The sequence below is a fragment of the Caulobacter sp. DWR1-3-2b1 genome (assembly GCF_049895765.1).
GTDB lineage: Bacteria > Pseudomonadota > Alphaproteobacteria > Caulobacterales > Caulobacteraceae > Caulobacter.
Window position 1 is genome coordinate 90,828 of record NZ_JAFCSZ010000007.1, and the last position, 22,874, is coordinate 113,701.

The 22,874-nt window shown below is 66.9% G+C and carries 21 protein-coding genes; 9 read left to right on the forward strand and 12 right to left on the reverse strand.

Annotated elements, in window-relative coordinates:
• Positions 1-3: 3 nt before the first annotated feature.
• Together ACP69S_RS09255 and ACP69S_RS09260 are read left to right on the forward strand one after the other, a co-directional pair.
• On the forward strand, positions 4-210 hold the full coding sequence (locus ACP69S_RS09255) for a Trm112 family protein (protein ID WP_425996493.1): 207 nt from the start codon (positions 4-6) through the stop codon (positions 208-210).
• Between the two features lie 4 nt (positions 211-214).
• The gene (locus tag ACP69S_RS09260) at positions 215-1,315 is read left to right on the forward strand and encodes an acyltransferase family protein (RefSeq protein WP_425996494.1); all 1,101 of its coding nucleotides are present in this window, start codon (positions 215-217) and stop codon (positions 1,313-1,315) included.
• 226 nt (positions 1,316-1,541) lie between these two features.
• Here the strand turns inward: ACP69S_RS09260 and ACP69S_RS09265 are convergent, their stop codons facing one another.
• Entirely contained in the window at positions 1,542-2,792 is a 1,251-nt protein-coding gene (locus tag ACP69S_RS09265) for a UbiH/UbiF/VisC/COQ6 family ubiquinone biosynthesis hydroxylase (protein WP_425996598.1), read from the reverse strand.
• A gap of 158 nt (positions 2,793-2,950) precedes the next feature.
• On the opposite strand from ACP69S_RS09265, the gene rlmN reads away from it, so the two are divergent.
• From rlmN to ACP69S_RS09285, 4 genes are all read left to right on the forward strand, one after another.
• Positions 2,951-4,153, forward strand: a complete 1,203-nt coding sequence (gene rlmN, locus ACP69S_RS09270) for a 23S rRNA (adenine(2503)-C(2))-methyltransferase RlmN (protein WP_425996496.1) — start codon at positions 2,951-2,953, stop codon at positions 4,151-4,153.
• Positions 4,150-4,539, forward strand: coding sequence for a hypothetical protein (locus ACP69S_RS09275; protein ID WP_425996497.1), 390 nt, complete (start codon positions 4,150-4,152; stop codon positions 4,537-4,539). Before rlmN ends, ACP69S_RS09275 begins: the two co-directional genes overlap by 4 nt.
• An 88-nt stretch (positions 4,540-4,627) precedes the next feature.
• Entirely contained in the window at positions 4,628-5,056 is a 429-nt protein-coding gene (locus ACP69S_RS09280) for a DUF350 domain-containing protein (RefSeq protein ID WP_425996499.1), read from the forward strand.
• Between the two features lie 25 nt (positions 5,057-5,081).
• Positions 5,082-5,915: a S1 family peptidase gene (locus tag ACP69S_RS09285; RefSeq protein ID WP_425996500.1), complete on the forward strand. Its 834-nt coding sequence runs from the start codon at positions 5,082-5,084 to the stop codon at positions 5,913-5,915.
• Here ACP69S_RS09285 and ACP69S_RS09290 read toward each other — a convergent pair.
• From ACP69S_RS09290 to ACP69S_RS09310, 5 genes are all read right to left on the reverse strand, one after another.
• On the reverse strand, positions 5,912-7,648 hold the full coding sequence (locus ACP69S_RS09290; RefSeq protein ID WP_425996501.1) for an AmpG family muropeptide MFS transporter: 1,737 nt from the start codon (positions 7,646-7,648) through the stop codon (positions 5,912-5,914). The genes ACP69S_RS09285 and ACP69S_RS09290 overlap by 4 nt on opposite strands.
• A 31-nt stretch (positions 7,649-7,679) precedes the next feature.
• Positions 7,680-9,245 carry a response regulator gene (locus tag ACP69S_RS09295; protein WP_425996502.1) on the reverse strand — a complete coding sequence of 522 codons (1,566 nt, stop codon included), beginning with the start codon at positions 9,243-9,245 and terminating at the stop codon, positions 7,680-7,682.
• A gap of 50 nt (positions 9,246-9,295) precedes the next feature.
• Positions 9,296-10,846, reverse strand: coding sequence for a YifB family Mg chelatase-like AAA ATPase (locus ACP69S_RS09300; protein ID WP_425996503.1), 1,551 nt, complete (start codon positions 10,844-10,846; stop codon positions 9,296-9,298).
• A gap of 131 nt (positions 10,847-10,977) precedes the next feature.
• On the reverse strand, positions 10,978-11,928 hold the full coding sequence (gshB, locus tag ACP69S_RS09305) for a glutathione synthase (RefSeq protein WP_425996504.1): 951 nt from the start codon (positions 11,926-11,928) through the stop codon (positions 10,978-10,980).
• A gap of 149 nt (positions 11,929-12,077) precedes the next feature.
• Complete coding sequence (locus ACP69S_RS09310) at positions 12,078-14,036, reverse strand: transglycosylase domain-containing protein (protein WP_425996506.1); 1,959 nt, start codon at positions 14,034-14,036, stop codon at positions 12,078-12,080.
• Positions 14,037-14,267: 231 nt separating this feature from the next.
• On the opposite strand from ACP69S_RS09310, the gene recQ reads away from it, so the two are divergent.
• Positions 14,268-16,124 carry a DNA helicase RecQ gene (gene recQ, locus ACP69S_RS09315; protein ID WP_425996508.1) on the forward strand — a complete coding sequence of 619 codons (1,857 nt, stop codon included), beginning with the start codon at positions 14,268-14,270 and terminating at the stop codon, positions 16,122-16,124.
• Here the strand turns inward: recQ and mmcB are convergent.
• On the reverse strand, positions 16,121-16,573 hold the full coding sequence (mmcB, locus tag ACP69S_RS09320; protein ID WP_425996510.1) for a DNA repair putative endonuclease MmcB: 453 nt from the start codon (positions 16,571-16,573) through the stop codon (positions 16,121-16,123). The two genes, recQ and mmcB, sit on opposite strands and share 4 nt — an antisense overlap.
• A 95-nt stretch (positions 16,574-16,668) precedes the next feature.
• Here mmcB and ACP69S_RS09325 point away from each other — a divergent pair, with 95 nt between their 5' ends.
• The gene (locus tag ACP69S_RS09325; RefSeq protein ID WP_425996512.1) at positions 16,669-16,878 is read left to right on the forward strand and encodes a hypothetical protein; all 210 of its coding nucleotides are present in this window, start codon (positions 16,669-16,671) and stop codon (positions 16,876-16,878) included.
• Positions 16,879-17,019: 141 nt separating this feature from the next.
• Here ACP69S_RS09325 and ACP69S_RS09330 read toward each other — a convergent pair whose 3' ends face one another.
• The 3 genes from ACP69S_RS09330 to ACP69S_RS09340 all read right to left on the reverse strand — a co-directional run bounded on the left by ACP69S_RS09330 (position 17,020) and on the right by ACP69S_RS09340 (position 19,303).
• Positions 17,020-17,541, reverse strand: a complete 522-nt coding sequence (locus ACP69S_RS09330; RefSeq protein ID WP_425996513.1) for a lipocalin family protein — start codon at positions 17,539-17,541, stop codon at positions 17,020-17,022.
• 4 nt (positions 17,542-17,545) lie between these two features.
• Positions 17,546-18,088, reverse strand: coding sequence for a lipocalin family protein (locus ACP69S_RS09335; protein ID WP_425996515.1), 543 nt, complete (start codon positions 18,086-18,088; stop codon positions 17,546-17,548).
• Between the two features lie 87 nt (positions 18,089-18,175).
• Positions 18,176-19,303, reverse strand: a complete 1,128-nt coding sequence (locus ACP69S_RS09340; RefSeq protein WP_425996517.1) for a ferritin-like domain-containing protein — start codon at positions 19,301-19,303, stop codon at positions 18,176-18,178.
• A 254-nt stretch (positions 19,304-19,557) separates the two neighbouring features.
• On the opposite strand from ACP69S_RS09340, the gene ACP69S_RS09345 reads away from it, so the two are divergent.
• Positions 19,558-20,271 (forward strand): SIR2 family NAD-dependent protein deacylase, encoded by a 714-nt coding sequence (locus ACP69S_RS09345; RefSeq protein ID WP_425996519.1) that lies wholly within the window; start codon positions 19,558-19,560, stop codon positions 20,269-20,271.
• 739 nt (positions 20,272-21,010) lie between these two features.
• On the opposite strand, the gene ACP69S_RS09350 is transcribed toward ACP69S_RS09345, so the two are convergent.
• Positions 21,011-21,784 carry a retropepsin-like aspartic protease family protein gene (locus tag ACP69S_RS09350; RefSeq protein WP_425996521.1) on the reverse strand — a complete coding sequence of 258 codons (774 nt, stop codon included), beginning with the start codon at positions 21,782-21,784 and terminating at the stop codon, positions 21,011-21,013.
• Positions 21,785-21,819: 35 nt separating this feature from the next.
• Entirely contained in the window at positions 21,820-22,686 is an 867-nt protein-coding gene (locus ACP69S_RS09355; RefSeq protein ID WP_425996523.1) for a hypothetical protein, read from the reverse strand.
• Positions 22,687-22,874: the final 188 nt, after the last annotated feature.

Sequence of the window (22,874 nt, forward strand, 5' to 3'; positions counted from 1 at the left end):
TTCATGACCGTCACACCGACCCCGCCGCCCGCCGAAATCGACCCGCGCCTGCTGGAGGTGCTGGTCTGCCCCGTCACCCGCACGACGCTGGACTATAACCGCGCCCGCGGCGAACTGGTCAGCCGGGCCGCCAAGCTGGCCTATCCGATCCGCGACGGCGTACCGATCATGTTGCCTGAAGAGGCCCGCTCGCTCGAAGACGGCGAATAGGTCCGTGGCCTTCGACGCCGGCCTGGCAAAGCCGCCCCGCCTGGCGTCGCTGGACGTCCTGCGCGGCCTGACCATCGTCGGCATGATCCTGGTCAATTCGGCCGCCTATCTGCACTATGTCAGCGGCTACGACGTCTTTCCGGCGCTGATGCACTCGCGCTGGGCAGGCTTCACCCTGGCCGACGCGGTATTTCCCGCCTTCATCTTCATGACCGGCGTGTCGATCCCGCTGGCGACCGCCGAGCGCGGCCTGAATGGCGTGGGTCTGCGCCGCCTGGTGGTGCGGACAGGGCGATTGTTCCTGCTGGGTCTGCTGGTTTCCAACATCTACTGGCTGGCCACGCCTGAGAGTGTGGTTTTCCGTCCGATGGGCGTGCTGCAGCGCATCGCCCTGGCCTTCCTCGCCGCTGCCGTCCTGTACCGCCTGACGGGACCCCGGACGCGTCTGACCATCGCGGTGGTCGTGCTGTTGCTTTACTGGCTACTGTGCCTCGCACCCTATCCCGGCGGTGCGGCCGACCTCATGAAGCCGGGCGCCAGCCTGATCGCCTTTGCCGACCGCGCTGTGCTGGGCGTCCACACCTATGTCAAAGGCCCGTTGGGCTACGACCCCGAAGGCCTTTTGGGAACCCTGCCGGCCATCGCCCAGGCACTGATCGGCGTCGCCGCCGGCGAATGGCTTGCCGCCCGGCGCGGCGCGCGGGGCCTGGCTCTGGCCGGCGCCTTGTTGCTGGCGGTCGGCATCGCCTGGGGCTTTGCCTTCCCGGTCGTGAAAGACCTTTGGACCAGCAGTTACGTCCTGATCTCCAGCGGTGCGGCGCTGCTGGTGCTGGCGGCCCTGCATCAGGCGTTGGACGTCAAGCTGTGGCGCGTCCCCGGACGCGGCTTCCTGACCGACTTTGGGGTCAACGCCATCTTCGCCTATGTGCTGCATGAGCTGGCCTCGATCATCCTGACCGCGCACATGCTCAAGATCCCCTACGCCGCCGCCTCGCCGGTAGTTGGAACCAAGACGGCGGCGCTGATCCCGGTGGCGATCTTCATCGCGCTGATCTGGTCGGTGGTGGCCTACACGCGGCGGAAGAACTGGATCGTGAAGGTCTGATCCTCCCCCTAGAGCATTTTCCGATAAGTGTGAAACGGTTATCGGATCGAAAAATGCTCTAAACTTTTGATTTAGAGCCTTTTTCGCCCGACCCTGATGAAGCCATCAGGTCGGAAAGGGCTTTAGCGGGGGAGGTGGTCGCGCAGCGACCGGAGGGGGAAGTCATCCCGGTTCATGGCATCCCCTCTCCGTCGGCTGCGCCGACACCTCTCCCACGGGGAGAGGATTAGATCGCCTGCCCGCGCAGCAGCCTGGGCAGATCTCCTACCGCCCCGCCAGCCTCGTGCATGAAGAAACGCCGGGCCGGCGCGATGCGGTTGACCGCCGCCAGCCCGATGCCCCGCGCCAGGCGCAGGATCGGGTTGTTGCTAGAGAACAGCCGCACGAAGCCGTCGAAGGCGAGCGCGTTGGTCACGGTGTCGAACCGCCGCCAGCGGGCGAAGCGCTCCAGCACCACGTCGGAGCCGATATCCTCTCCGCCGCGCATTGCTTCGACCAGCACTTCGGCCAGGGCCGCCGCATCTTTCAGGCCAAGGTTCAGGCCTTGTCCCGCAATGGGGTGCACCCCGTGGGCCGCGTCGCCGATCAAGGCCAGCCGCGGGGCGACCATGCGCTCGGCCAGCGACAGCGACAGCGGATAGACGAAGACCGGCCCGCACATCTCGACCGCGCCCAGGAACTCGCCGAACCGCCGCATCAGGTGGGCGTGGAACACCTCCGGCCGCGCGCCGTGCAGGGCCTCGGCCCTGGCGGTGCTCTCGGTCCAGACCAGGCTGGCGCGGTTGCCCGTTAGCGGCAGGATGGCGAACGGGCCGCTGGGCAGGAAATATTCGTGGGCCACGCCCTCGTGCGGGCGCTCCATCTTCACGGTGGCCACAACGCCGCTCTGGCCATAGCCCCAGCCGATCTCGCCGATGCCAGCCGCCTTGCGTAAAACCGAGCCTCGGCCTTCAGCGCTCACCGCCAGCGGGGCGCTCAGCACCCGGCCATCGGCCAGGGTCAGGCGAGCGCCGGCGGCGTCGACCTCAAGAGTCCTGACGGCCATCGGGGCGATCACCGGCAGGCTCTGATCGGTCACGGCCTTGGCCAGGGCCGCGCGGATCTGGCGGTTCTCGATCAGATAGCCCAGGGGCTCGCCGTCCGAACGGTCGGCGATCTCGCTGGAGTCAAAGCGCAGGAACGCCGGCGAGGCGCCCCGCGCGGCGGCGCCGGGCGTGCGGCCGTCGGTGACCAGGATCTGCTCGATCCGCTGGGCGTGGGGGGCCAAGGCCTCGCCCGCGCCGATGGTGCGCCACTGGCGGAAGCTGGAATAGGCGATGGCCGAGGACCGTCCGTCGAAGGTCGGGGCCAGCTGGGCCTCGAACGGCTGGGGATCGACGAGCAGAGGCTTCAGCCCGCCCGAAGCCAGGGCCAGGGCCAGGGTGGAACCGGCCATGCCGGCTCCCGCGATGATCACATCGGCGTCGTGGGCGCGCATGAAGCGGATATGGGCCTGTGGGGTGGGGGTGTCTAGGGGCGTCCGGGCATTGCCACACGACCATTGCGTCACATCACCCCGCCCCTTTTGGAAAAACCCCCGCCAAGTGCTATATGCCGTCCTTGACCCCGCAAATCCTCCCGACCCCGGACCGCCCCTTGAGCGTCACCCTCGATCTGTCGCGCGTCTCCGGCGCGGCTCCCGCAGCCAAGCCGTTGATCAACCTTTCGGGCCTGACCCGGTCGCAGATGATCGCCGCCCTGACTGAGTCGGGCGTGGCCGAGCATGGCAAGGCCAGGATGCGGGCCACCCAGGTGTTCCGCTGGATCCATCATCGCGGCGTCACCGACTTTGCGATGATGACCGACGTCGCCAAGGAAACCCGCGCCCGCCTCGCCGAGGTCTTCACCATCGCGCGCCCTGAGATCATCGAGCGCCAGGTCTCCAAAGACGGCACCCGCAAGTGGCTGATCCGCATGGCGCCCGGCATTGAGGTCGAGGCGGTCTATATCCCATCGGTCGGCCGGGCCGGCGCCTTGTGTGTTTCAAGCCAAGTGGGCTGCACCCTGAACTGCAGCTTCTGCCACACCGGCACCCAGGCCCTGGTCCGCAACCTGACCGCCGCCGAGATCGTCGCCCAGGTTCAGGTGGCCAAGGACGACCTGGCCGAATGGCCGTCCGACAAGGACGACCGTCTGCTGTCCAACATCGTGTTCATGGGCATGGGCGAGCCGCTCTACAATATGGGCGCGGTCGCCGACGCCATCGAGATCATCAGCGACAACGAGGGCATCGCCATCTCGCGTCGCCGCATCACGGTTTCGACCTCGGGCGTCGTGCCACAGCTGCAAGCTCTGGGCGAAAAGACGCAAGCGATGCTGGCCATCAGCCTGCATGCCACCAACGACGCCCTGCGCGACGAGCTGGTGCCGCTGAACAAGAAGTACCCGCTGGACCAGCTGATCGCCGGCATCCGCGCCTATCCCGGCATCAGCAACGCCCGCCGCGTGACCTTCGAATATGTGATGCTGAAGGGCGTCAATGACAGCCCCGATGAGGCGCGCGCCTTGGTCAAGCTGATCAAGGGCATCCCGGCCAAGGTCAATCTGATCCCGTTCAACCCCTGGCCGGGCTCTGACTATCAATGCTCCGACTGGGCCGCGATCGAGGCCTTCGCCGCGATCCTCAACAAGGCCGGCTATTCCTCGCCGATCCGCACCCCGCGCGGCCGCGACATCCTCGCCGCCTGCGGCCAACTGAAGAGCGAGAGCGAGAAGGTCCGCGCCAGCGCCTTGCGCCAGCTGTCCATGGCGGCCATGGCGGGTGTGCTGGATGACGACGAGGACGACGAGGCGGCGTGAAGAAGGCAGGCGCTCTTTTCACGGCGCTCGCCGTATCGATGTTTGTGGCTTCGGTGGCCATCGCCGAGGTCGTCGGCGCGCCGCTCTGGAATCCTACCGCTGCTCAAGTTAGTAGGGTGGAAGCCATCGCGAAGCGGCCCCGTCACGTAAAGGCGTTGTCGAAATATCAGCGTCATTACGCTGGAGCGACCGTAGCGGGCCGCAAGGTCATCGAGGGGCGCTGGATTGAGGTCGACTGGTCGGACCCGCCGACAATCGGCGTGGCGAAGATTGAGCCCTATGCCGCGCTGCCGGCGGTGCTCGATGGTGGCTGCTCGATTGTGACAGTCATCTACGACGTCGCAACCGACAAGATCGCGATGATCGAGTGTAACGGCCTCGCCTAAGAGGCCATCTCTCAGGCGAGCCCCCTACGCAAGCCTCGCCGACCCGTGATAGGACTTCGTCCTCCAGGTTCCGAGGGTATTCGCGTTCATGCCGTCCCAGCTTCAGTCGCCCGAGGTCCAAGCCTTCGCCACGGGCTTCCCTGTCACCCTGATGCATGCGGGCGTGACCCTGTTCATGCTGATCGTGGGGACCGCGCTCTACGCGCTGCTGACCCCGCACAAGGAAATCAAGCTGATCCGCGAAGGCAACTCGGCCGCCGCCCTGTCGCTGGGCGGGGTGATGGTGGGCCTGGCCATTCCGCTGGCCATCTCGCTGACCGCCTCGACCTCGGTGATCGAGATCGTCATCTGGGGCGCGGCGACCATCGCCGTGCAACTGCTGGTGTTCCGCATCACCGACATGGTGCTGCAGGGCCTGCCCGAGCGCATCCACGAGGGCGAGGTCGCCGCCGCCGCCCTGCTGGTGGGCGCCAAGCTGGCCACCGCCTTGGTTCTCGCTGCCGCCGTAGCCGGCTGATCCGGAAAGGCGAGGGCCAGGTCCCGTGCATTTTCCCAAGCTTCCAGACTGGCTGGTCTACGCCGCCGCCGTCAGCGCCCTGCTGATCGTCGCTGTCGGCCGGCAGGAGCGTTCCGACGCCCCGCCGCCGCCGCCGCCGGTGCCCGGCGAAGAAGGCCTGCCGCTGGGCCCGGCCTCGCCGTTCGATCCGTCCATCGTCGTCCAGGTGCCCGCCAAGCCCGAGCCGGGCTCAGGCACCGCCTTTTCTGTGGGGGACAACGGCACCTGGCTGACCGCTCGCCACGTGGTCGACGGCTGCAAGTCGGCCGCCATCGTCGTGGCCGACGGGCGAGGCGTGGCCGCCAAAATCACCATCGACCCGCGCGCCGACGCCGCCATCCTGACCACCGAGGGCGGAGCGCCCGCCGTGCCGCTCGGCCTGGAAGAGCCCCTGCGTCGGGGCGCGCGCGCCTATCATCCGGGCTTCCCGCAGGGCCATCCGGGCGAGGCCGCCTCGCGCCTGCTGGGGCGCGAGAATCTGGTCGTCCATGGTCGCGGGGCCCGCACCGAGCCGGTGCTGGTCTGGGCCGAGGTCGGCCGCACCGACACGCTGAAGGGCACCTTGGCCGGCCTCTCCGGTGCCCCAGCCCTCGACAGCGCCGGGCGGGTGATTGGGGTGACGGTGGCCGAAAGCCCGCGTCGCGGCCGCATCTATACCACGGCCCCCGAGACCCTCCGCACCCTGCTCGGCCCCCACCGCCGTCGCGGCGGCAGCGACTTCGCCATGGGCGAGGCGATCACCACCGAAAACTACGGCCGCGTGGCCGACGGCCTGCGCCGGGACTTGCGCGTGGCTCAGGTGGTTTGTCTGGGGACCTAGGCTCTAGATCCTCCCCCTTCAGGGGAAGGGTCCTGGGCCGCTACCGCCTCTTCGGCCCGCCGGTCAATTTCGCCCTGCTTGGCCGCCACCATGAACGACAGCACGATGGCCACCACCCCGATCACCGCTGTGTAGAGGAAGAATGCCGTATAGCCCGCCGCCATGGCCGGGGCGCTGACGCCCAGCTTGGCGCCGGCGGCGGTGAAGCTCTCGGGCGGAAGGCGGGTGAACAGGCCCTTCAGCGCGCCGATAGGTCCGCCGGCTTCCGCCGCCATGGCCGAGGCCTCGACGATGCGGCCCGATTGCGAGGCGAGCAGCTTGCCGGGCAGGGCGTAGAGCGACGAGAACAGCGCATACTGCGTGGCTGTGAAGCCCACCGTCGTCAGGCTGGACATATAGGCGATCAGGGCGGTGCCGGCGACGCCGCCGGCTACGTTGTCGATGCAGATCGCCCAGAACAGCACCGGCACATTGTGACCGCTCATGGCCAACCAGGCGAAGAACAGGTTGCTGATCGGCTGGGCGAAGGCGCCGATGACCAGGGCCTTCATCAGACCAAGCCGCGCCACGATCACCCCGCCCAGGAAGACGCCGATCATCGAGGCGATGATGCCGAACACCTTTCGGATCTCGGCGATCTCGGTCAGCGTAAAGCCCATGTCGCGATAGAACGGGTTCATGATGTTGAGCACGAAGTCCGACACGCGATAGACGCAGATCGCCGCCAGGATCAGGCCGGCCACGCCGTGGAAGCGCTTGGTGAAGTCGATCAGCGGCTCGCCGAACGCCGCCGACATGTAGACGCCGGGCTTGGTGCGCACCTTGGGGATCGGCCAGGCGGCCACCACCACGATGGCGAGGCCCGTCAGCACGCCCAGCAGTTGCAGCCAGACGCCGTTGGGCTTGGCCTTCCAGGCCTCGGCCAGAGCCTCCCCGCCGATCAGCTTGGACAGCAGGGACGCGTCGCCCGACAGGCCCGAACCCAAGGCCAGGGCGCCGAGCAGCAGGATGCCAAGGCGCGCGATCCATTCCAGGATCTCCAGCGCGCGGGGCTGGTTGACGTCGCCGGTCGGGATCGGGCGGACCGTGTGCTCGGCCTCACGCGGCGCCCACAGCGTGGCCATCACCCCGATGCCAACCACGAAGCCCATGACGGCGTAGGAGAAATTCCAGCCATACCGTTCGGCCAGCAGCAGGGGGCCGGCGCCCGCCGCGATCATCGCGCCGCGGTAGCCCCACTGATAAGCGACCGCCATGGGCCCCTGCTCTTCCTTGTCGGCCACCTCGATCCGCCAGGCGTCCAGGACAACGTCGTGCGAGGCCGTGGCAAAGCCTACGGCGACGGCGACGGCGGCCAGGATCCCCAGCTGCGACGCCGGATTGAGGGTCGAAATCGTCCAAAGCCCCAGGATCATCGCGGTCTGGAAGACCAGGATCCACGCCCGCCTGTGGCCCAGCAGCTTGTGCAGGACTGGCACCTTGGCGCGGTCGATCAGTGGGGCCCACAGGAACTTGAACGAGAAGCTCAAAGTGGCCAGCGAGAAGAAGCCGATCACCGCCAGTGACACGCCGGAGTCGCGCAGCCACAGCGACAGGGTGTCGAATATCAACATGAACGGCAGACCCGACGCGAAGCCCAAGCCCAGCATCGCCAGACTGCGACGCTCGCCAAAGAAGGCCAGGGTCTGAAGAAGGGTCTTCTTCTGCGGCGCGGCTACGGGCTGGTCTGTCATGCGGCGTCCCCTCGCGGGGAACGCCCCGCGCTTAGCCGGCGACCTTGGCCCGCGTCGCGGATTTCGTCCAGACGCCGGACGCTCCTGCTGACGCCGCCTTTGATCCGGTCCAGCGGGTCAGCACGTCGCGCAGGGCGGCGTGGGTCAGGGGTTTGACGAGGAAGTCCGTCATGCCGGCCGCGAGGCAGGCGCGGCGGTCCTCATCGAAGGCGTCGGCGGTCAGGGCGACGATGGGGGTCGTCACGCCTTGGACCCGCAGGCGCTGGGTGGCGTCGATGCCATTCAGCACCGGCATGCGCACGTCCATCAGGATGAGGTCATAACTGTCGCTGGACAGGGCGGCGACGGCCTGCTCGCCGTCGGCGACGCGGTCGACCTTGCAGCCCTCGCGCTCCAGCAGGGTGCGGGCCAGCAGGGCGTTGATCGGATTGTCCTCGGCCAGCAGCACGCGGACGCCCGGGGCCGAGGCCTCGGCGATGCGGTCGTCCTCGGCGGGCCTGTCGGCCGGGGCGGGGCTGTGGGTGGTGGCTTGCAGCACCTGGGCGACGATGGAGGCGGCGCGCAGGGGCTTGATCAGATAGCCGCTGAAGCCGGCGGTCTTCAGCCGGTCGATGCGGCCGCGCTGGTCTGGCGTCAACAGCACCACGGCGCGGCGGTCGGCGGGCGGCTTCAGCGCCCCGCGCGGACCACAGAGCGCGGCGTCGATCAGCAGCACCGCATCAGACGGCGCCGCGGCGAGGGCGGCCGCCTTGTCTGCAGCGACGATGGCCCGGCCGCCGGCGGCCTCGACCTGGCGGGCGGTGGCGATGCGGACAACGGGGTTGGGCGAGGCAATGGCGACCACGCGTCCGGCCAGCGGCCGGTCAGCCGAAGCCGGCGACGCGATCGCAAAGGGGGCCTCGAACCAGAAATCGGCGCCCTTGCCGATCTCCCCGCCGACCCCGGCCTCGCCGTCCATGGCGCGGGCCAGGCGAGCGACGATAGCCAAGCCCAGCCCGGCCCCGCCCAACTGAGTGCGGTGGCTGGCGTCGGTCTGAACGAAGGCTTCGAAGATCTTGGCGCGGGCCTCGAGTGCGACACCCGGCCCGGTGTCGGCGACGCTGAAGCGCACGCGGCCGTTCGGCGCGGCGGTCGCGGTCAGCAGCACGCCGCCAATCTGCGTGAACTTCACAGCGTTGCCGGCATAGTTCAGCAGGATCTGCCTAAGGCGCCCCTCGTCGGCCAGGATGGTCGGAAGGCCAGGCGAGACGGCCCAGGCGATCTCGACGCCCTTCTCGTGGGCCCGTGGGCTCATCAGCTCGGCGACCTGGCGCAGCAGGCCCTCGATATCGACCGGCGCCGGCGCCAGATCGATGGCTGTAGCGCCCAGGCGGGCGAAGTCCAGCACGTCATTGACCAGGGACAGCAGGTGATCGCCGCTTTCGCGCAGGGCGGTGACATAGGACCGCTGCTCGGCCGTCAGGCGGGTCCCTTCCAGAAGCCGAGCCATGCCCAGCACGCCGTTGAGGGGCGTGCGAAACTCGTGGCTCAGGGTGGCCAGTTGCTCGGGCGTGACGCCAGCGGACACGCGGGGGGCGGAGGGACGGGTGCTGCTCATGGGCGGAGAGGCTAGCTTGCGCGGCTTAACGGCCGGTCAAAACACGGCCCTCAGAAAACAGGCTGCCCAAAGCTCGGCGCGACATCCTCGCCCGGGGCGGCAGAGCGGCGGTGAGCCAGGGCCTCGGCCACATGCACCCGGCGCACACTGTCCGCGCCCTCCAGGTCGGCGATGGTGCGCGAGAGACGCAGAACCCGCGTCCAGCCCCGGGCGCTGATCTTGCCGGCCTCGGCCGCGCGAGTCAGCAGGGCCCGGCCTGCCTCGTCGATGGCCACGATCCTGTCGAGGAAGGCGCCCTCGGCGCGGCCGTTCAGGCTTTCCGGGCTATCCAGGGCCTCGGCTCGCTCGATCTGCAGCTGCCGAGCCCGCGCCACCCGGGCGGCGAACTCCGCCGAGCCTTCGGTGGGCGGGGGCAGGGCAAGGTCGGCGGCGGTGACGGCGGGCATGTCGACGGACAAGTCGATGCGATCCATCAGCGGGCCTGATACCCGGCCCTGATAGTCGCGCTGGCAGCGCGGGGCCTTGCCGCAATAGCCCCGGCCGGCTCCTCCATGCCCGCATCTGCAAGGGTTCATGGCCGCCACTAGTTGCACCTTGGCCGGATAGCGCACATGGGCGTTGGCGCGAGCCACCATGACCTCGCCGGTCTCCAGCGGGCCGCGCAGGCTATCGAGGGCCTGGACGCCGAACTCCGGAAGCTCATCGAGAAACAGCACGCCATTATGCGCCAGCGAGACCTCGCCCGGCTTGGCCTTGTGCCCACCGCCGGTCAGGGCCGCCATGCTGGCCGAGTGATGCGGCGATCGGAACGGCCGCGCCCGGGTCAGCGCCCCGCGCGCAATGAGTCCCGCCACCGAATGGACCATGGAGGTCTGCAACAGCTCGGTCGAGGTCAGGGGCGGCAGCAGGCCCGGCAGGCGCTGGGCCAGCATCGACTTGCCCGATCCCGGTGGACCGACAAAAAGCAGGTTGTGACCGCCGGCGGCGGCGATCTCCAGGGCGCGCTTGGCGTGCTCCTGACCCTTGACGTCGCGCAGGTCCTTGCCCCGCTCGCCCTCGATGACCGGACCGGGCGACGGCGCGGAAAGCACCTGGCTGCCCCGAAAATGGTTGATCAGCGACACCAGCGAGCGTGGTGCGAGGATGCGCGTGCCGCCGGCCCAGGCCGCCTCCGGTCCGCTGGCCTCGGGGCAGATCAGACCAAGGCCCATGGCGCCCGCCGCCATCGCCGCGGGAAGCGCTCCGGCCGCCGGGACTATGCGGCCGTCCAGTGACAGCTCGCCCATGGCCGCCCAGCCATCGAGGGCGTCCTGCGGGATCACGCCGATCGCCGCCATTACGGCGAGAGCGATGGGGAGATCGAAGTGCGTGCCTTCCTTGGGCATGTCGGCGGGCGCCAGATTGGCGACGATGCGCTTGCCGGGCAGCGACAGGCCAAGCCCGGCAAAGGCCCCGCGCACCCGTTCGCGGCTCTCGGCGACGGCCTTGTCGGCCAGGCCGACGATGACGAAGATTTGCTGACCACTGGTCAGCTGAACCTCGACATCGACCCGGCGCGCCTCGACGCCTTCAAATGCAACCGTGACGACTTTTGCGGCCATGCCCGCCTCCGGATAAGGTCGACTTATCCACACACGAAACATGACGTGAAGAGCAGAGCAAGAACGAAAAACGAACGTTTCGGGAAATCAGCGTGCTATCACACGCACTTCATCCACCGACTGAGCCTTACCTAAGCTTGCGCGCGGATCGCTTCGATACGGTCCCAGAGAGCGGCGGCGGCGTCGATTCCGCTGAAACGCTTCAGTTGTTGGGCTCCGGTGGGAGAGGTTACGTTGATTTCGGTGAGGTAATCGCCGATCACGTCGATGCCGACGAAAAGCAGGCCGCGCCGCTTCAGCTCCGGGCCGATGATCCTGCAGAGCTCCAGGTCGCGCGCGGTCAGGTCAACAGCCTCGGCCCGTCCGCCAACCCGAAGGTTCGAGCGCACCTGACCCGCCGCCGGCACGCGGTTGATCGCGCCGACCGGCTCGCCGTCGACCAGCAGGACGCGCTTGTCGCCCTTGCTGACGGCCGGAACAAACTTCTGGGCGATCACCTGCTCGCGGCTGATCATGGCGTGCAGTTCCAGCAGGGCGTCGAGATTGGGATCATCGGCCAGCAGTCGCGCCACGCCCGAACCACCGCCGCCGTAGAGGGGCTTGAGCACGATATCGCCATGCCGGGCGCGGAAGTCGTAGATCGCCTCGTAGTCGCTGGTGATCAGGGTCGGCGGCTGCACGCCGGGGAAATCGGTGACGAACAGCTTTTCGGGTGCATTGCGCACCTCGGCCGGATTGTTGACCACCAGGGTGTGCGGGTGGACCTTTTCAAGAAAGTGAGTGGCGGTGATGTAGGCCATGTCGAACGGCGGATCCTGGCGCATCAGCACCACATCGACATCGTCCTTCATGTCGAGCAGTTGCATCTCGCCGAGCGTGGCGTGGGCGCCTTTGGTCGCCGTCAGCACTAGCGACTGGGCGCGGGCGAACACCCGGCCGTCTTCCATCGACAGCTTGTCGGGTGTGTAGAACCACAGCTTGTGGCCCCGCAGCTGGGCTTCCATCATCATCAGGAAGGTGGTGTCGGTGTCGATGTTGATCCCCTGAACGGGGTCCATCTGGACGGCGACTCTCAGCGACATGGACGACTCCGGATCAGCTCGACGGGGACCTACGCCGTCCCGCGCTGCGAGTGCCCTAGTTAAGGCCGCGAAGGCGCGATTGCGAGGGGCGAGTTTACGCCCAGCAGTGTGCAGTAGCGACTTGAGCCCCCGGCGCGAAACCCGTGAGCCTAGTAGGGCAAGTTATCGGCAGGCGGCGTCGTCGAGGCCGGGACCTCGGCGCTCGGCCCTTCCGGCGCAGACGGATCGATCAAATCTCCGATGGGGTCCTCGCCAGCCACCGGCGGGGGGTCAATGACGCCGCCGGGGATCGGGGTGGACTTCAGGCGGGGCAGGGCGGCCGTCATGAAGTTACGCCAGATCTCGGCCGGGGCGCCGCCGCCGGTCACCTTCTTCATCGGCGTGTTATTGTCTTTGCCGGTCCAGACGGCGGTGACGAAGCCGCCGCTGTAGCCGACGAACCAGGCGTCGCGATAGTCGCTGGTGGTGCCCGTCTTGCCGGCGATGTCATAGCCCGCAACCTTGGCGCGGGTCCCGGTGCCCGAGGTCACGACCTGGCGCATCATCTGGTTCATATATTGCAGGGCCGGTGAGCCGATCACGGCCGCGCGCGACACCTTCTCGACGCCGTGATCGTACAACACCTGGCCGCTGGCGGTGCGGATGCGCTCGATGCCATAGCCCTTGGCCAGGAAGCCGCCGTTCGAGAACGGAGCATAGGCCTGGGACATCTCCAGCGGGCTGACCTCGACGGCGCCAAGGGACATGGACGGGTCCAGCTGGATCTTGCTGGCGATGCCCAGGCGGCGGGCGGTGGAGGCGACATTGCTTGTGCCGACCTCATTGGCCAGGCGCGCGGCGACCGTGTTGATGGACTGGGCCAAGGCCGTCTGGAGGGTGATCGGACCCAGGAACTTGTTGGTGTAGTTCTTGGGCTCCCAGTTGCCGATTTTCACCGGCTCATCGACCACGATGACATTGGGCGTGCGGCCCTGTTCCATCGCGGTCAGGAAGACGAACGGCTTGAAGGCGCTGCCCGCCTGGCGGCGGGCGGTGGTGGCGCGGTCGAACTGGGTCTCGCCATAGTCGGCGCCGCCGACATAGGCGCGGATACGGCCTTCGCCGTCGATGGCCACCAAGGCCGCCTGCTCGACGCCCTGCTTGATATGGCCCTCGACGCCCAGCTTTACCGAGCGTTCGGCGGCGACCTGGATCGGCAGGTCCAGGGTGGTCTCGACGACCAGGTCCTCGGTCGGCTCGCCGACCAGAGAGCGCACCTGAGCGTCGATATAGTCGGTGAAATACTGGGCGCGCTGGTTGGCCAGGGTGGCCGAGACCTGCACGGGGGTCTTGAAGGCCTCGTCGCGCTCTTCGGCGGTGATGGCGCGGATGCGGACCATCTCGTCGAGCACGACGGTGGCGCGGCGGGCGGCGCGCTCGCTGGCGCTGACGGGCGAATAGCGGGCCGGGCCCTTCATCATGCCGGCCAGCAGGGCGGATTCGCCGATGGTCAGCTGGTCGGCGGGCTTGTTGAAATAGCGCTGCGAGGCGGCCTCAATGCCATAGGCGCCGGCCCCGAAATAGACCCGGTTCATATAAAGGGCGAGGATCTGCTTCTTGCTGAACTTCAGCTCCAGCCAGACAGCCAGGATCAGCTCCTGGGCCTTGCGGCGATAGTTCTGGGCCGGACTGAGGAATAGGTTGCGAGCCAGCTGCTGGGTGATGGTCGAGCCGCCGCGCTGGGGCCCATCATGGGTCATGTTCCAGGCGATCGAGCGCATGATGCCCCAGGGGTTAAACCCGAAGTGGCGATAGAACTGGCGGTCCTCGATGGCCACGAAGGCGGCCGGGACATATTTCGGCAGGGCGTCGATATCGACCGGCGGCGCATATTGGCTGCCGCGCACGGCCAGCAGGGCGCCCGAGCGATCCAGATAGTTGATCGAGGGCTGGCGCTTGACGTCATAGAGCTTGGACGTGTCGGGCAGGTCGCTGGCGAACACGGCGAAGAAGGCGACGATGAAGATCAGGCCCCAGACGCCCAGCACCGCGCTCCAGTAGAGGGCGGCTTGCAGCGGCGTGCGTTGCGGCTTCGCCGCCCTGTTTCCGCCGAAGGTGCCGTTGGCCATGTCGTCGTTTATCCCAGGGCGCGTCGGAGGGCGCGCGCCAGCGTCCCGTTTAGCTGAAGCCCACCAAACGCGCGACAAGATTGACGAGAGGTGAACGTCGAAGGCGGCGCTCTTGTGGCGGCGTGGCGAAATTCCAAGGTAGCGATTTGGGATTGAGTAAGGTGATCTTCCTTACGATCGCCGCGCGAGGAATGGCTTGGCGCTGCGCATCCCCGCTGTCACAAGTCCGACGTGCCCACGAACCTTGATTCCGCTCCCCCCGAGACCGCTCTCGACACCGCCCGCGACGTGCTGCGCCGGACGTTCGGCCATGCCGACTTCCGGGGTTTGCAGGCCGGCGTGATCGGCGAGCTGCTGGCCGGGCGCAGCGCCATGGCCGTGCTGCCGACCGGCGGCGGCAAGAGCCTGTGCTACCAGATCCCCGCCCTGATCCGGCCGGGCCTGGGTTTGGTGGTCTCGCCGCTGATCGCCCTGATGGCTGACCAGGTGGCCGGGCTGCAACAGGCCGGCGTCGCGGCCGAGCGGCTGGACAGCAACACATTGCCGGGCGAGCGCGCCGATATCTGGCGGCGCATCGACGAGGGCCAGCTCGACCTGCTGTATCTGTCGCCCGAGGGCCTGATGCAGCCGTCGATGCTGGACCGGCTGTCGCGCCTGAACCTGGCCCTGGTCGCCGTCGACGAGGCGCACTGCGTCAGCCAGTGGGGGCACGATTTCCGGCCCGAATACCGGATGCTGGGCCGCATCGCCGAGGTGTTTCCCAACGTTCCGCGCCTGGCCGTCACCGCCACGGCCGACGCCCGGACCCGCGACGACATCCGCGCCGAACTTCGCCTTGAAGGCGCCGCCGAATTTGTCGACAGCTTCGCCCGCCCCGAACTGGCGTTGAACGCCGAGCGCAAGCGCGGCAAAGGTCATGACCGGGTCGTCGAGCTGGTGCTGGAGCGACCGGGCCGCGCCGGCGTCGTCTATGCCGGCAGCCGAGACTCCACCGAGAAGCTGGCCGAGAAGCTGATCGCCCAGGGTGTTCCGGCCCTCGCCTATCACGCCGGCCTCGACAAGAACGTCCGGGCACGGCGGCTGGAGGAGTTCCTTGAGGCCGACGCCGCCGTGATGGTGGCGACCATCGCCTTCGGCATGGGCGTCGACAAGCCCGACGTCCGCTTCGTGATCCATGCCGATCCGCCCGCCGCCATCGAGGCCTATTGGCAGGAGATCGGTCGCGCCGGACGTGACGGCCAGCCGGCGGAAGGGATCACGCTGTACGGCTCGGCCGACATGGCCTGGGCCAGCAAGCGGATCGAAGGCCGGGAGGCTCCCGACGATGTGCGCCAGGTCCAGACCCGCAAGCTGCGGCAGTTCTACGCCATGCTGGAGGGCGTCACCTGCCGCGCCGCCGCCGTGCGTCGTTATTTCGGCGAGGAGGGCGTGGCCCGGTGCGGGGTTTGCGACATCTGCACCTCGCCGCCCCAGGGGATCGACGCTACCGAGGCTGCCCAGAAGGCGCTGTCGGCCGCTCACCGCTTGGGCGGACGGTTCGGGCGCGGCCGCCTGATCGACCACCTTCTGGGCAAGACCAAGGACGTCACCCCGCAGGAGGCCCAGATGTCGACCTTCGGCATCGGTCGCGAATACAGTCCCGGAACCTGGCGCGACCTGCTCGACACCCTGGTGTTCGAGGGGCTGCTGCGCGAGGACCCCAATGACGGTCGTCCCTTGATCGGTCTCGGCGAAGTCGAGGGCGTCAAGGCGGTGTATCGCGGCGAGCGCCGGGTTAGTCTGCGCCAGCAGGTCGAGGCTTCGGACTCCAGCACGCGGTCGGGCGCGCCGCGCAAGCGTCGCGAGGGCAAGGCCCTGACCGTGCCGCTGGAGGATCAGGCCCTGTTCGAGGCTCTGCGCGCCTGGCGCAAGGAGCAGGCCCAGGCCCAGCACGTGCCGCCCTATGTGATCTTCCACGACGCCACTCTGGCCGAGATCGCCGCCGCGCGTCCGGCCAGCCTGCCTGCCCTCGCCAAGGCCGGCGGGGTGGGGCAGGGCAAGCTGGATCGCTACGGCGAGGCGGTGCTGAAAGTGGTGCGAGACAACTAAAGCTGGTCGGCCTTTACGCCGGCCGCCCGCATGGCTCCCAGCCGCGCGAAAGCCAGGGTGAGGGCCTTGCGCCTCGCCGGAGCCAGGGGCGCGACCGGGGCTTCGCGCACCACGGCGCCGCCAAAGGCGTCAGCGACGATCAGGCCCGGTTCTTCAGGCAGGATGCCGTCCGGAAAATGCGGCGCGACCGCGAAATAGAAACCGTCGCAATAGGGCGCGTATTCGGGCCATTTGCGGTCGATGCGAAAATCCTCGAGGCCTGACTTCACCTCAACGATGATGATGTCGCCCTTGGGCCCCAGCGCCATCAGGTCGGCGCGCCGGCTATTGGGCAGGGTTACTTCCGCCAAGGGTGCGTAGCCCAGCGAAACCAGGAATCGCGCCGCCCCGCGGGTGACCGCGTCGGTGGTCTCGGGCCGCGACCTGCGCAGGTCGATCACGACGTCCATGGCGCGATCCTGTTCCAGCTTTGTTCGCGTGACAAGCCCAATGTGACATCGCTAGCTTGACCGCTAAGCGTCACAGCAAGATCGAGCCCGCTCCCATGACCCTCACCAGCATAATCATCAATCTGCTCCCCATCATTTTGGTGGTTGGAGTGTGGGTGTTCTTCATGAGCCGGATGAAAAAGGCCACGCCCGCAGTTGACGCTCATGTCGCCTATATGGCGGCTCACCTAGAAGAGACCAAGCAGCTCAATCGCACACTGGAGCGGATCGCCTCCGTCCTGGAAGCTCGCCAAGCGTCCCACTAGAGCATTTTCCGATAAGTGTGAAACGGTTATCGGATCGAAAAATGCTCTAAACTTTTGATTTAGAGCCCTTTTCGCCCGACCCTGATGAAGCCATCAGGTCGGAAAGGGCTCTAGCGGTACCACTCGGACGCCAATTGGGCGCTAGAAATGCTTGGTCGGGCGCAGCATTGCGGTGTCGTAGCCCAAAGCCTTGGCCCGTGCGGTCAGGGCTTCGCGCTCCAGGTCAGTGGGCAGCTTGCGGGTGAGCAGCCAGAGATACTTGCCCGAGCCCTCGCCGACGATCGCCCAGCTGTAGTCGTCGGCGCGGTCCATCACCCAATAGTCGCCCCAGAACGGACCGAAGAACGAGACCTTCAGCTTGGCGTTGGTGGCCGTGTCGACCACCCTGGCCTTGCCTTCGCTGGTCTTGACCGGACCGTCGACTGCGCCCTGATGGCAGGTGTTGAGCACCCGGATCAGGCCGTCGGGACGCGTGGAGTATTCGGCGGTGACGCCTTCGCAGCCCTTCTCGAACCGCATGTCGTAGCGAGCGACCTCGTACCAGCGGCCCAGATAGCGATCGAGCTCGACGGACTTGGCCGGCTGGGGCGGACTGGGGTTGCCGCTGGGACCGGCGACGCAGGCGGCCAGTAGCAGGGGCAGGGCAAGGAGCCAGAGCTTCATGCGATCAGGCTCCGGGCTGGGCGGGGAATTCGAGCTTGGCGTAGCCCAGCGTCTTGACGCGAGCCAAGGCGGCTTCCCTGGCCGCTGGGCTCATCACCGCCTTGCGCGACAGCAACCAGACATAGTTGCCGCCGGGCGTGGCCATGATCGCCCAGGACTGGTCGTCGGCGCGGTCCAGCACCCAGTATTCTTGCTTCTTCAGCCCGCCCAGGAAGCTCATCGAGAACTTGGCGCTCTTGGGCGTTCCGGCCACGATCTTGCCCGTGGTGTTGAAGGTCTTGGCCGCGCCCGAGGCCGAGCCCTTGCGGCAGATCTGCACGACCTTGAAGCCGTTGGCGCCAGTGCTGGTGAACTGGGTGGAGGCGGCCTCGCAGTCGCGCTGGCCGGAATTGGGCGTACGGGCGATCTCGTACCATTTGCCCGAGTAGAACTCGGCCGAGACGGCCTTGGCCGGCGGCTTGGCCGCGGCTTGGGCGGAGCCGGCCATGCCAGCGAAGCCGAGGGAGCAAACGAGCGCGCCGGCGGAGATCAGGTTGAGACTGCGCATGGAGTGGACCTTGCCAATAAAGGAACTCAAACGCAAACCGCCCGCCCGTGTTCCGGGCGAGCGGTCTGGTCTCCAGCGCGGAAGCGCCTATTCGGCCGCGATGCTGACCGCCGGGGCGGGCCGATCGCGGAAGTTGATGGCCTGCAGGTGGCGGATGCCCTCCTCGGCGATGTCGTCGCCGACCATCCGGTCGCCTTCGCTTCTCAGTTCATCGATGTCGACATACATGGCGTAGAAGGCCTTGGTGCGGTCGGTGATGATACCGGCGTTCAGCAGCGTCTTGACCAGCACCCGGAAGATGTTGGTCTGTTCCTTCATGTTCTCCCGACGCAGGTCGTCGGTCATGATCTTCCCGTACTCCTCGACCACCTTGTCGGGATCCAGGCCGAACTCGGCATAGAGATCCAGCTGCTGGTGCGGCGAGACCAGGTTGAACAGCAGGGTCTGGAAGCAGTGCGCCGCCCAGTCCTCGATGATCGCATGTTCCTCGGGCGACAGCTTGGGCACCGTGCGGTCGGCCCAGATCTTGCCGAACTTGTGGTGGAAGGCCTCGTCGGTCATCACCAGCTGCAGCATCTTCTTGCCGACCGGATCATTGATCTGGTTGTAGAAGGTGGCGAAGGCGCCCATGGCCAGGCCCTCGACCAGCATCTGCATGCCGATGATCTTCTTGTAGACCTCGGGCGCGCCGATGATCTCGACCAGCAGGGTCTTCAGGGCCGGGCCGCACTCGACCGGGCGACCCCAGCGGGCCTTGATATATTTGGCGAAGGCCGTGACGTGGCGGGCTTCTTCGCGGGTCTGGTTGGCGGCGTATTCCTGCGCGCCCTGGTCCTTGAGCACGTGGCACAGCGACGCCGACAGGTTCAGCGCGCCCTGCTCGCCATGCAGGATCGACGAGAAGCTGCGCAGCACCGACTGGTTGATGAAGCGGATGCGCGTCTTGGGATCGCTGAGGTGATTGGAGACGTAGTCGGTCGACAGGGCGATCACCAGCTCCTCGGGAACCAGGGCCTGGTTCTCCATGTCGAAGGGGACGTCGAAATCGATATAGGTCTTGTCCAGCGGATCCCAGAAGTGGTCGTGGGTCGCGGAAATGATCTTGTCGAAGGCCGTGGAGCGGTTGTTGTAGCGGTCGAGTTCGAGCATGGCCTCGAAGTCGTCCGGCGCCACCGCGTCGTACATGGCGTCCTTGGTGATGTTCTTGTCGGTCATGACGGTTCCTCCGGTGGGCTAAAGCATTTTCCGATAAGTGTGAAACGGTTATCGGATCGAAAAATGCTCTAAACTTTTGATTTAGAGCCCTTTTCGCCCGCCCTGATGAAGCCATCAGGTCGGAAAGGGCTCTAGGTCGGGGTTGGTCTTGCGCCATCCTGCGACGATCTAAACACTGTCAACTCAATCAAGCGGATGGGTCAAATTAAAAATGACGGATGCGTCAAGTTCGCCTGTTGAGGGAGGGCGCTGAAATGATCCAGCCCCTGAACATCTTCGTCCTCACCGGAGCGGGCGTCTCGGCGGAGAGCGGCCTGAAGACCTTCCGCGACGCCGACGGCCTGTGGACCCAGAACGACCTGGCCGAACTGGCCACGCCCGAGGGCTTCGCCAAAAACCCGACCCGAGTGCGCGAATTCTATTCGGCCCGCCGCAAGATCCTCGAAATCGCCGCCCCCAACCGTGCCCACTTCGCCCTGGCCCGGCTGGAGAAGGAGATGACCGCCCTGGGCGGCTCGGTCTTCCTCTGCACCCAGAATGTCGACGACCTGCACGAGAAGGCCGGCCACAAGCGGGCCGTCCACATGCACGGCGAGCTGACCGTCACCCGCTGCACGATGTGCTCGGGCCGCTGGACCGATCGCGGCCCGCTGACCGCCGCCCAGGTCTGCCCCGAATGCGGAACGGTCGGGACCACCCGGCCGCATGTCGTGTGGTTCGGCGAGCTGCCGATGTTCATGGATCAGATCGAGCAGGCGCTGGAGGAGGCTGACCTGTTCGTGGCCATCGGCACCTCGGGTTCGGTCTATCCGGCGGCCGGCTTCGTGGCCGAGGCCCGGGCGCTGGGCATCTCGACCTGCGAGATCAATCTCAGCCGGTCGGACAATGCGCACGCGTTCGACCGGCGGCTGTACGGGCCGGCGACGGAGAAGGTGGCGCAGTGGGTCGGCGAGGTGCTGGGGGATTGAGGGTGTCCTTTGTTGGATTGGCCGGCGCGTCCCGGCGTTGGACGCAAGTTCGCAGCCTCGCGCTTTCGCTGCGATGGTGATGGAAAGGGTCGCGGAGCGTCCGGACCACGTCCGGATGAGAAATAGAAAATACCGTTTCGACGAAGCCGTCCGCTCCGCGTGATCGTTATCTGTCAGCCTCCCGTCGGGTGGCCCTGTTGAGGCCTTACCGGGAGCCGGGCTGTTCCGTTTCCGGAAGCGCCCAGCGGTCGGAGCAGACGGGCCCTCGCGGACTGTCACGCCTGTTTGTCTCCATCCACGCCAACGGGCGGGCGGGTCCTGCAACGCCAGGATCCCCGGACGCGCTTCAGTATCCCCCTGAAGCCCAGCCCCGCTCGATCACCCCCCGCCGCCGCATCGGTCGCTGGCCTTGCGCCCTTTCCTCGCGACGAGGTGGGGTAAGAATACGGGAGGTTTGAGCGCGGCGGATAAGTTTGCCGGGAGCCCACGCCGGTCCCCGTTCCGCGTCCTTCTCCCCTTGCGGGAGAAGGTGTCGGCGAAGGCCGACGGATGAGGGGTCGCGCCGGCCTCAAAGCCTTGCCCCATCTCGCCACGCGCTGATCCCGACAGGTCTGTCGCCCCCTCATCCGGCGCTGCGCGCCACCTTCTTCCGCAAGAGGAGAAGTGGCAAACGAGCGCGCTTATCCCCATGCCTGGACGGGGACGGCGCGATCGCAATCCCCCTGGTCGTGCCCCGTAGTCAGCCTGCCCCGTCGCGCCACTTCAACGTCAGGGTCCGCCCCCGAACCTCATAAGACTCCAGCCGGTCCAGAAAGCTCATCCCCAGCAGCGAGGTGCTCATCGGCGCCTTGTTGACCACCATGGGAAAACCGTCGAACCGGATCGCGCCGACCTCCAGCCGCTCGGCCACATGGCTTGCGCCATAGCCCAGGCCGTTGGCGGTCTCGGACTGGCGGTCATAATTCAGGGCGTCGGGGTCCACGCCCAGGCGGCGGGCGTCGTCGGGACTGAGCACAGTTTCGGTGGCGCCGGTGTCGACCAGGAAGCGCACGCGCTCGCCATTCACCTGGGCGACCACGACGAACGATCCGGTCTCGTCGCGCGGAATGACCAGCTCGCGCTCGGCTGTCGCCACGGGCGCGCCGCCGCTGAAGGCGATCCGCACGCGCTGCGAGACGCCCTCCAGCTCGTCGGCATAGGCAAAACCGAGGGCCAGCACGGCGACGATCGCGGCCCAGATCGCCGCGTGGCGCAGGTGCCGCATGACCTGCAACCGCCCCCGGATCCGGAACAGGCCGGCGCTGACCAGCGCCACCACGCCCAGGCTGTAGATCACCGAGCCCCAGTCGTCGGGCGTCCGTACCGCCTCGGGGAAGGCCCGGGCCATGGCGATGACGATGCCGATGATAGCGGCGATGAAGAGGAGCCACAGAAGGGGGCGGCGGGGTTCGGGTTCGGGAGTCGGTGGTTGTTCTGGCGGGGTGGGCTTCCAGGGGTCGGCAGGGTTCGACATCGGGTCTCGCTCTAGATGGTGCTCGGCGCGGTGGGTCAGGGAGCCGGCGTTTCAGCGTCCTGAACTGGCTCGGGCTTTGCCCACACCCCGGCCAGGATGAGGATCGCCCCTAGCGGCAAGCAAAAAAACAAGATCCACGGATCAAACCGCGAACTACCAGACAGTACTCCAGCATTGATGAGGCCGAAATTCGCCTTCCACGAGACCGCGCCGCTGAACCAATTGATTTCGAACCCTATGACGCAGAAGAGCGATGCGATCACCCATAGCCATTTGCGCTTAAGACCCTTGGTCCTGATGACTTTAATCAGGGCTACGAGCATCAGGGTAAGGCTGGCGCCCATCGCGGCGAGGAAGACGTAGTGGGTCGGCGACTTTCCGAGCGGGCTGAATTTGAGAGCGTCAAGTTCCTGGGTTGTGGCGGCTCGTATGCGAGCGCCGTCGACGATCCAAGCTTTTGCGCCCTCGGGACGTTGGAGCGATACTTGCGCCAAGACCACCTTGCCTGGGTAGTCGTACTCGTGAGTCATCACGGCGCTCTTACCCTGGCCAAGCACACTGACGTAGTTCCATCCAACAGCCTTGCCTGTGCTCGGCTCACCGGGCGGAATGAGCGCGCGCATGTTGACAAGCTCCGCTTGCGATGCGGGCGTTTTCAGTTCGGGCGACAACCTTGTGTGGATCTCGGGCGAGCCGGTACGTAGGTCGGTGTACATAGCACGGGCCACAGCGTCAGATTCTGGATCGAGGACCGGCAATTTGCAGCCCGCCAGGGCCGCTGCCGCGAAGGCAAGGGCCAAGAGCCCAGCTTTACGCACGGCAATTTCAAAATAAGGCACATCGCCTCCCAAGCTCAACTTAGAGTGATATCGCAACGAGCTTGACCATTTGTCCAGCGACATAGGTCAAGTGTTGCTGCCTGCCTTTGATTCCGTCGTGGCCGCTGCATAATCGCGCCGTCTCAAGCGTTGAAAGGCCCACATCCCACCTTCTCGCCCGCGAAAAGGGAGCCATCCTTTCATCTCACGGCGAGACGATCGCCGGACTGGAAAGGTCTCTCCGCCGACACCGGTCTGCGACCGGCCGCGTC

What these genes read in the sequence shown, in the direction of transcription:
- ACP69S_RS09280 (WP_425996499.1), top strand. Translation starts at nt 4,628, where the DNA reads ATGCCGTCCCAGCTTCAGTCGCCCGAGGTCCAAGCCTTCGCCACGGGC.
- ACP69S_RS09345 (WP_425996519.1), top strand. Translation starts at nt 19,558, where the DNA reads ATGATCCAGCCCCTGAACATCTTCGTCCTCACCGGAGCGGGCGTCTCG.
- ACP69S_RS09310 (WP_425996506.1), bottom strand. Translation starts at nt 14,036, where the DNA reads ATGGCCAACGGCACCTTCGGCGGAAACAGGGCGGCGAAGCCGCAACGC.
- ACP69S_RS09350 (WP_425996521.1), bottom strand. Translation starts at nt 21,784, where the DNA reads ATGTCGAACCCTGCCGACCCCTGGAAGCCCACCCCGCCAGAACAACCA.
- ACP69S_RS09265 (WP_425996598.1), bottom strand. Translation starts at nt 2,792, where the DNA reads ATGCGCGCCCACGACGCCGATGTGATCATCGCGGGAGCCGGCATGGCC.
- ACP69S_RS09330 (WP_425996513.1), bottom strand. Translation starts at nt 17,541, where the DNA reads ATGAAGCTCTGGCTCCTTGCCCTGCCCCTGCTACTGGCCGCCTGCGTC.
- ACP69S_RS09290 (WP_425996501.1), bottom strand. Translation starts at nt 7,648, where the DNA reads ATGACAGACCAGCCCGTAGCCGCGCCGCAGAAGAAGACCCTTCTTCAG.
- ACP69S_RS09340 (WP_425996517.1), bottom strand. Translation starts at nt 19,303, where the DNA reads ATGACCGACAAGAACATCACCAAGGACGCCATGTACGACGCGGTGGCG.
- gshB (WP_425996504.1), bottom strand. Translation starts at nt 11,928, where the DNA reads ATGTCGCTGAGAGTCGCCGTCCAGATGGACCCCGTTCAGGGGATCAAC.
- mmcB (WP_425996510.1), bottom strand. Translation starts at nt 16,573, where the DNA reads ATGGACGTCGTGATCGACCTGCGCAGGTCGCGGCCCGAGACCACCGAC.
- ACP69S_RS09300 (WP_425996503.1), bottom strand. Translation starts at nt 10,846, where the DNA reads ATGGCCGCAAAAGTCGTCACGGTTGCATTTGAAGGCGTCGAGGCGCGC.
- ACP69S_RS09335 (WP_425996515.1), bottom strand. Translation starts at nt 18,088, where the DNA reads ATGCGCAGTCTCAACCTGATCTCCGCCGGCGCGCTCGTTTGCTCCCTC.
- ACP69S_RS09355 (WP_425996523.1), bottom strand. Translation starts at nt 22,686, where the DNA reads ATGTCGCTGGACAAATGGTCAAGCTCGTTGCGATATCACTCTAAGTTG.
- ACP69S_RS09295 (WP_425996502.1), bottom strand. Translation starts at nt 9,245, where the DNA reads ATGAGCAGCACCCGTCCCTCCGCCCCCCGCGTGTCCGCTGGCGTCACG.
- ACP69S_RS09255 (WP_425996493.1), top strand. Translation starts at nt 4, where the DNA reads ATGACCGTCACACCGACCCCGCCGCCCGCCGAAATCGACCCGCGCCTG.
- ACP69S_RS09325 (WP_425996512.1), top strand. Translation starts at nt 16,669, where the DNA reads ATGACCCTCACCAGCATAATCATCAATCTGCTCCCCATCATTTTGGTG.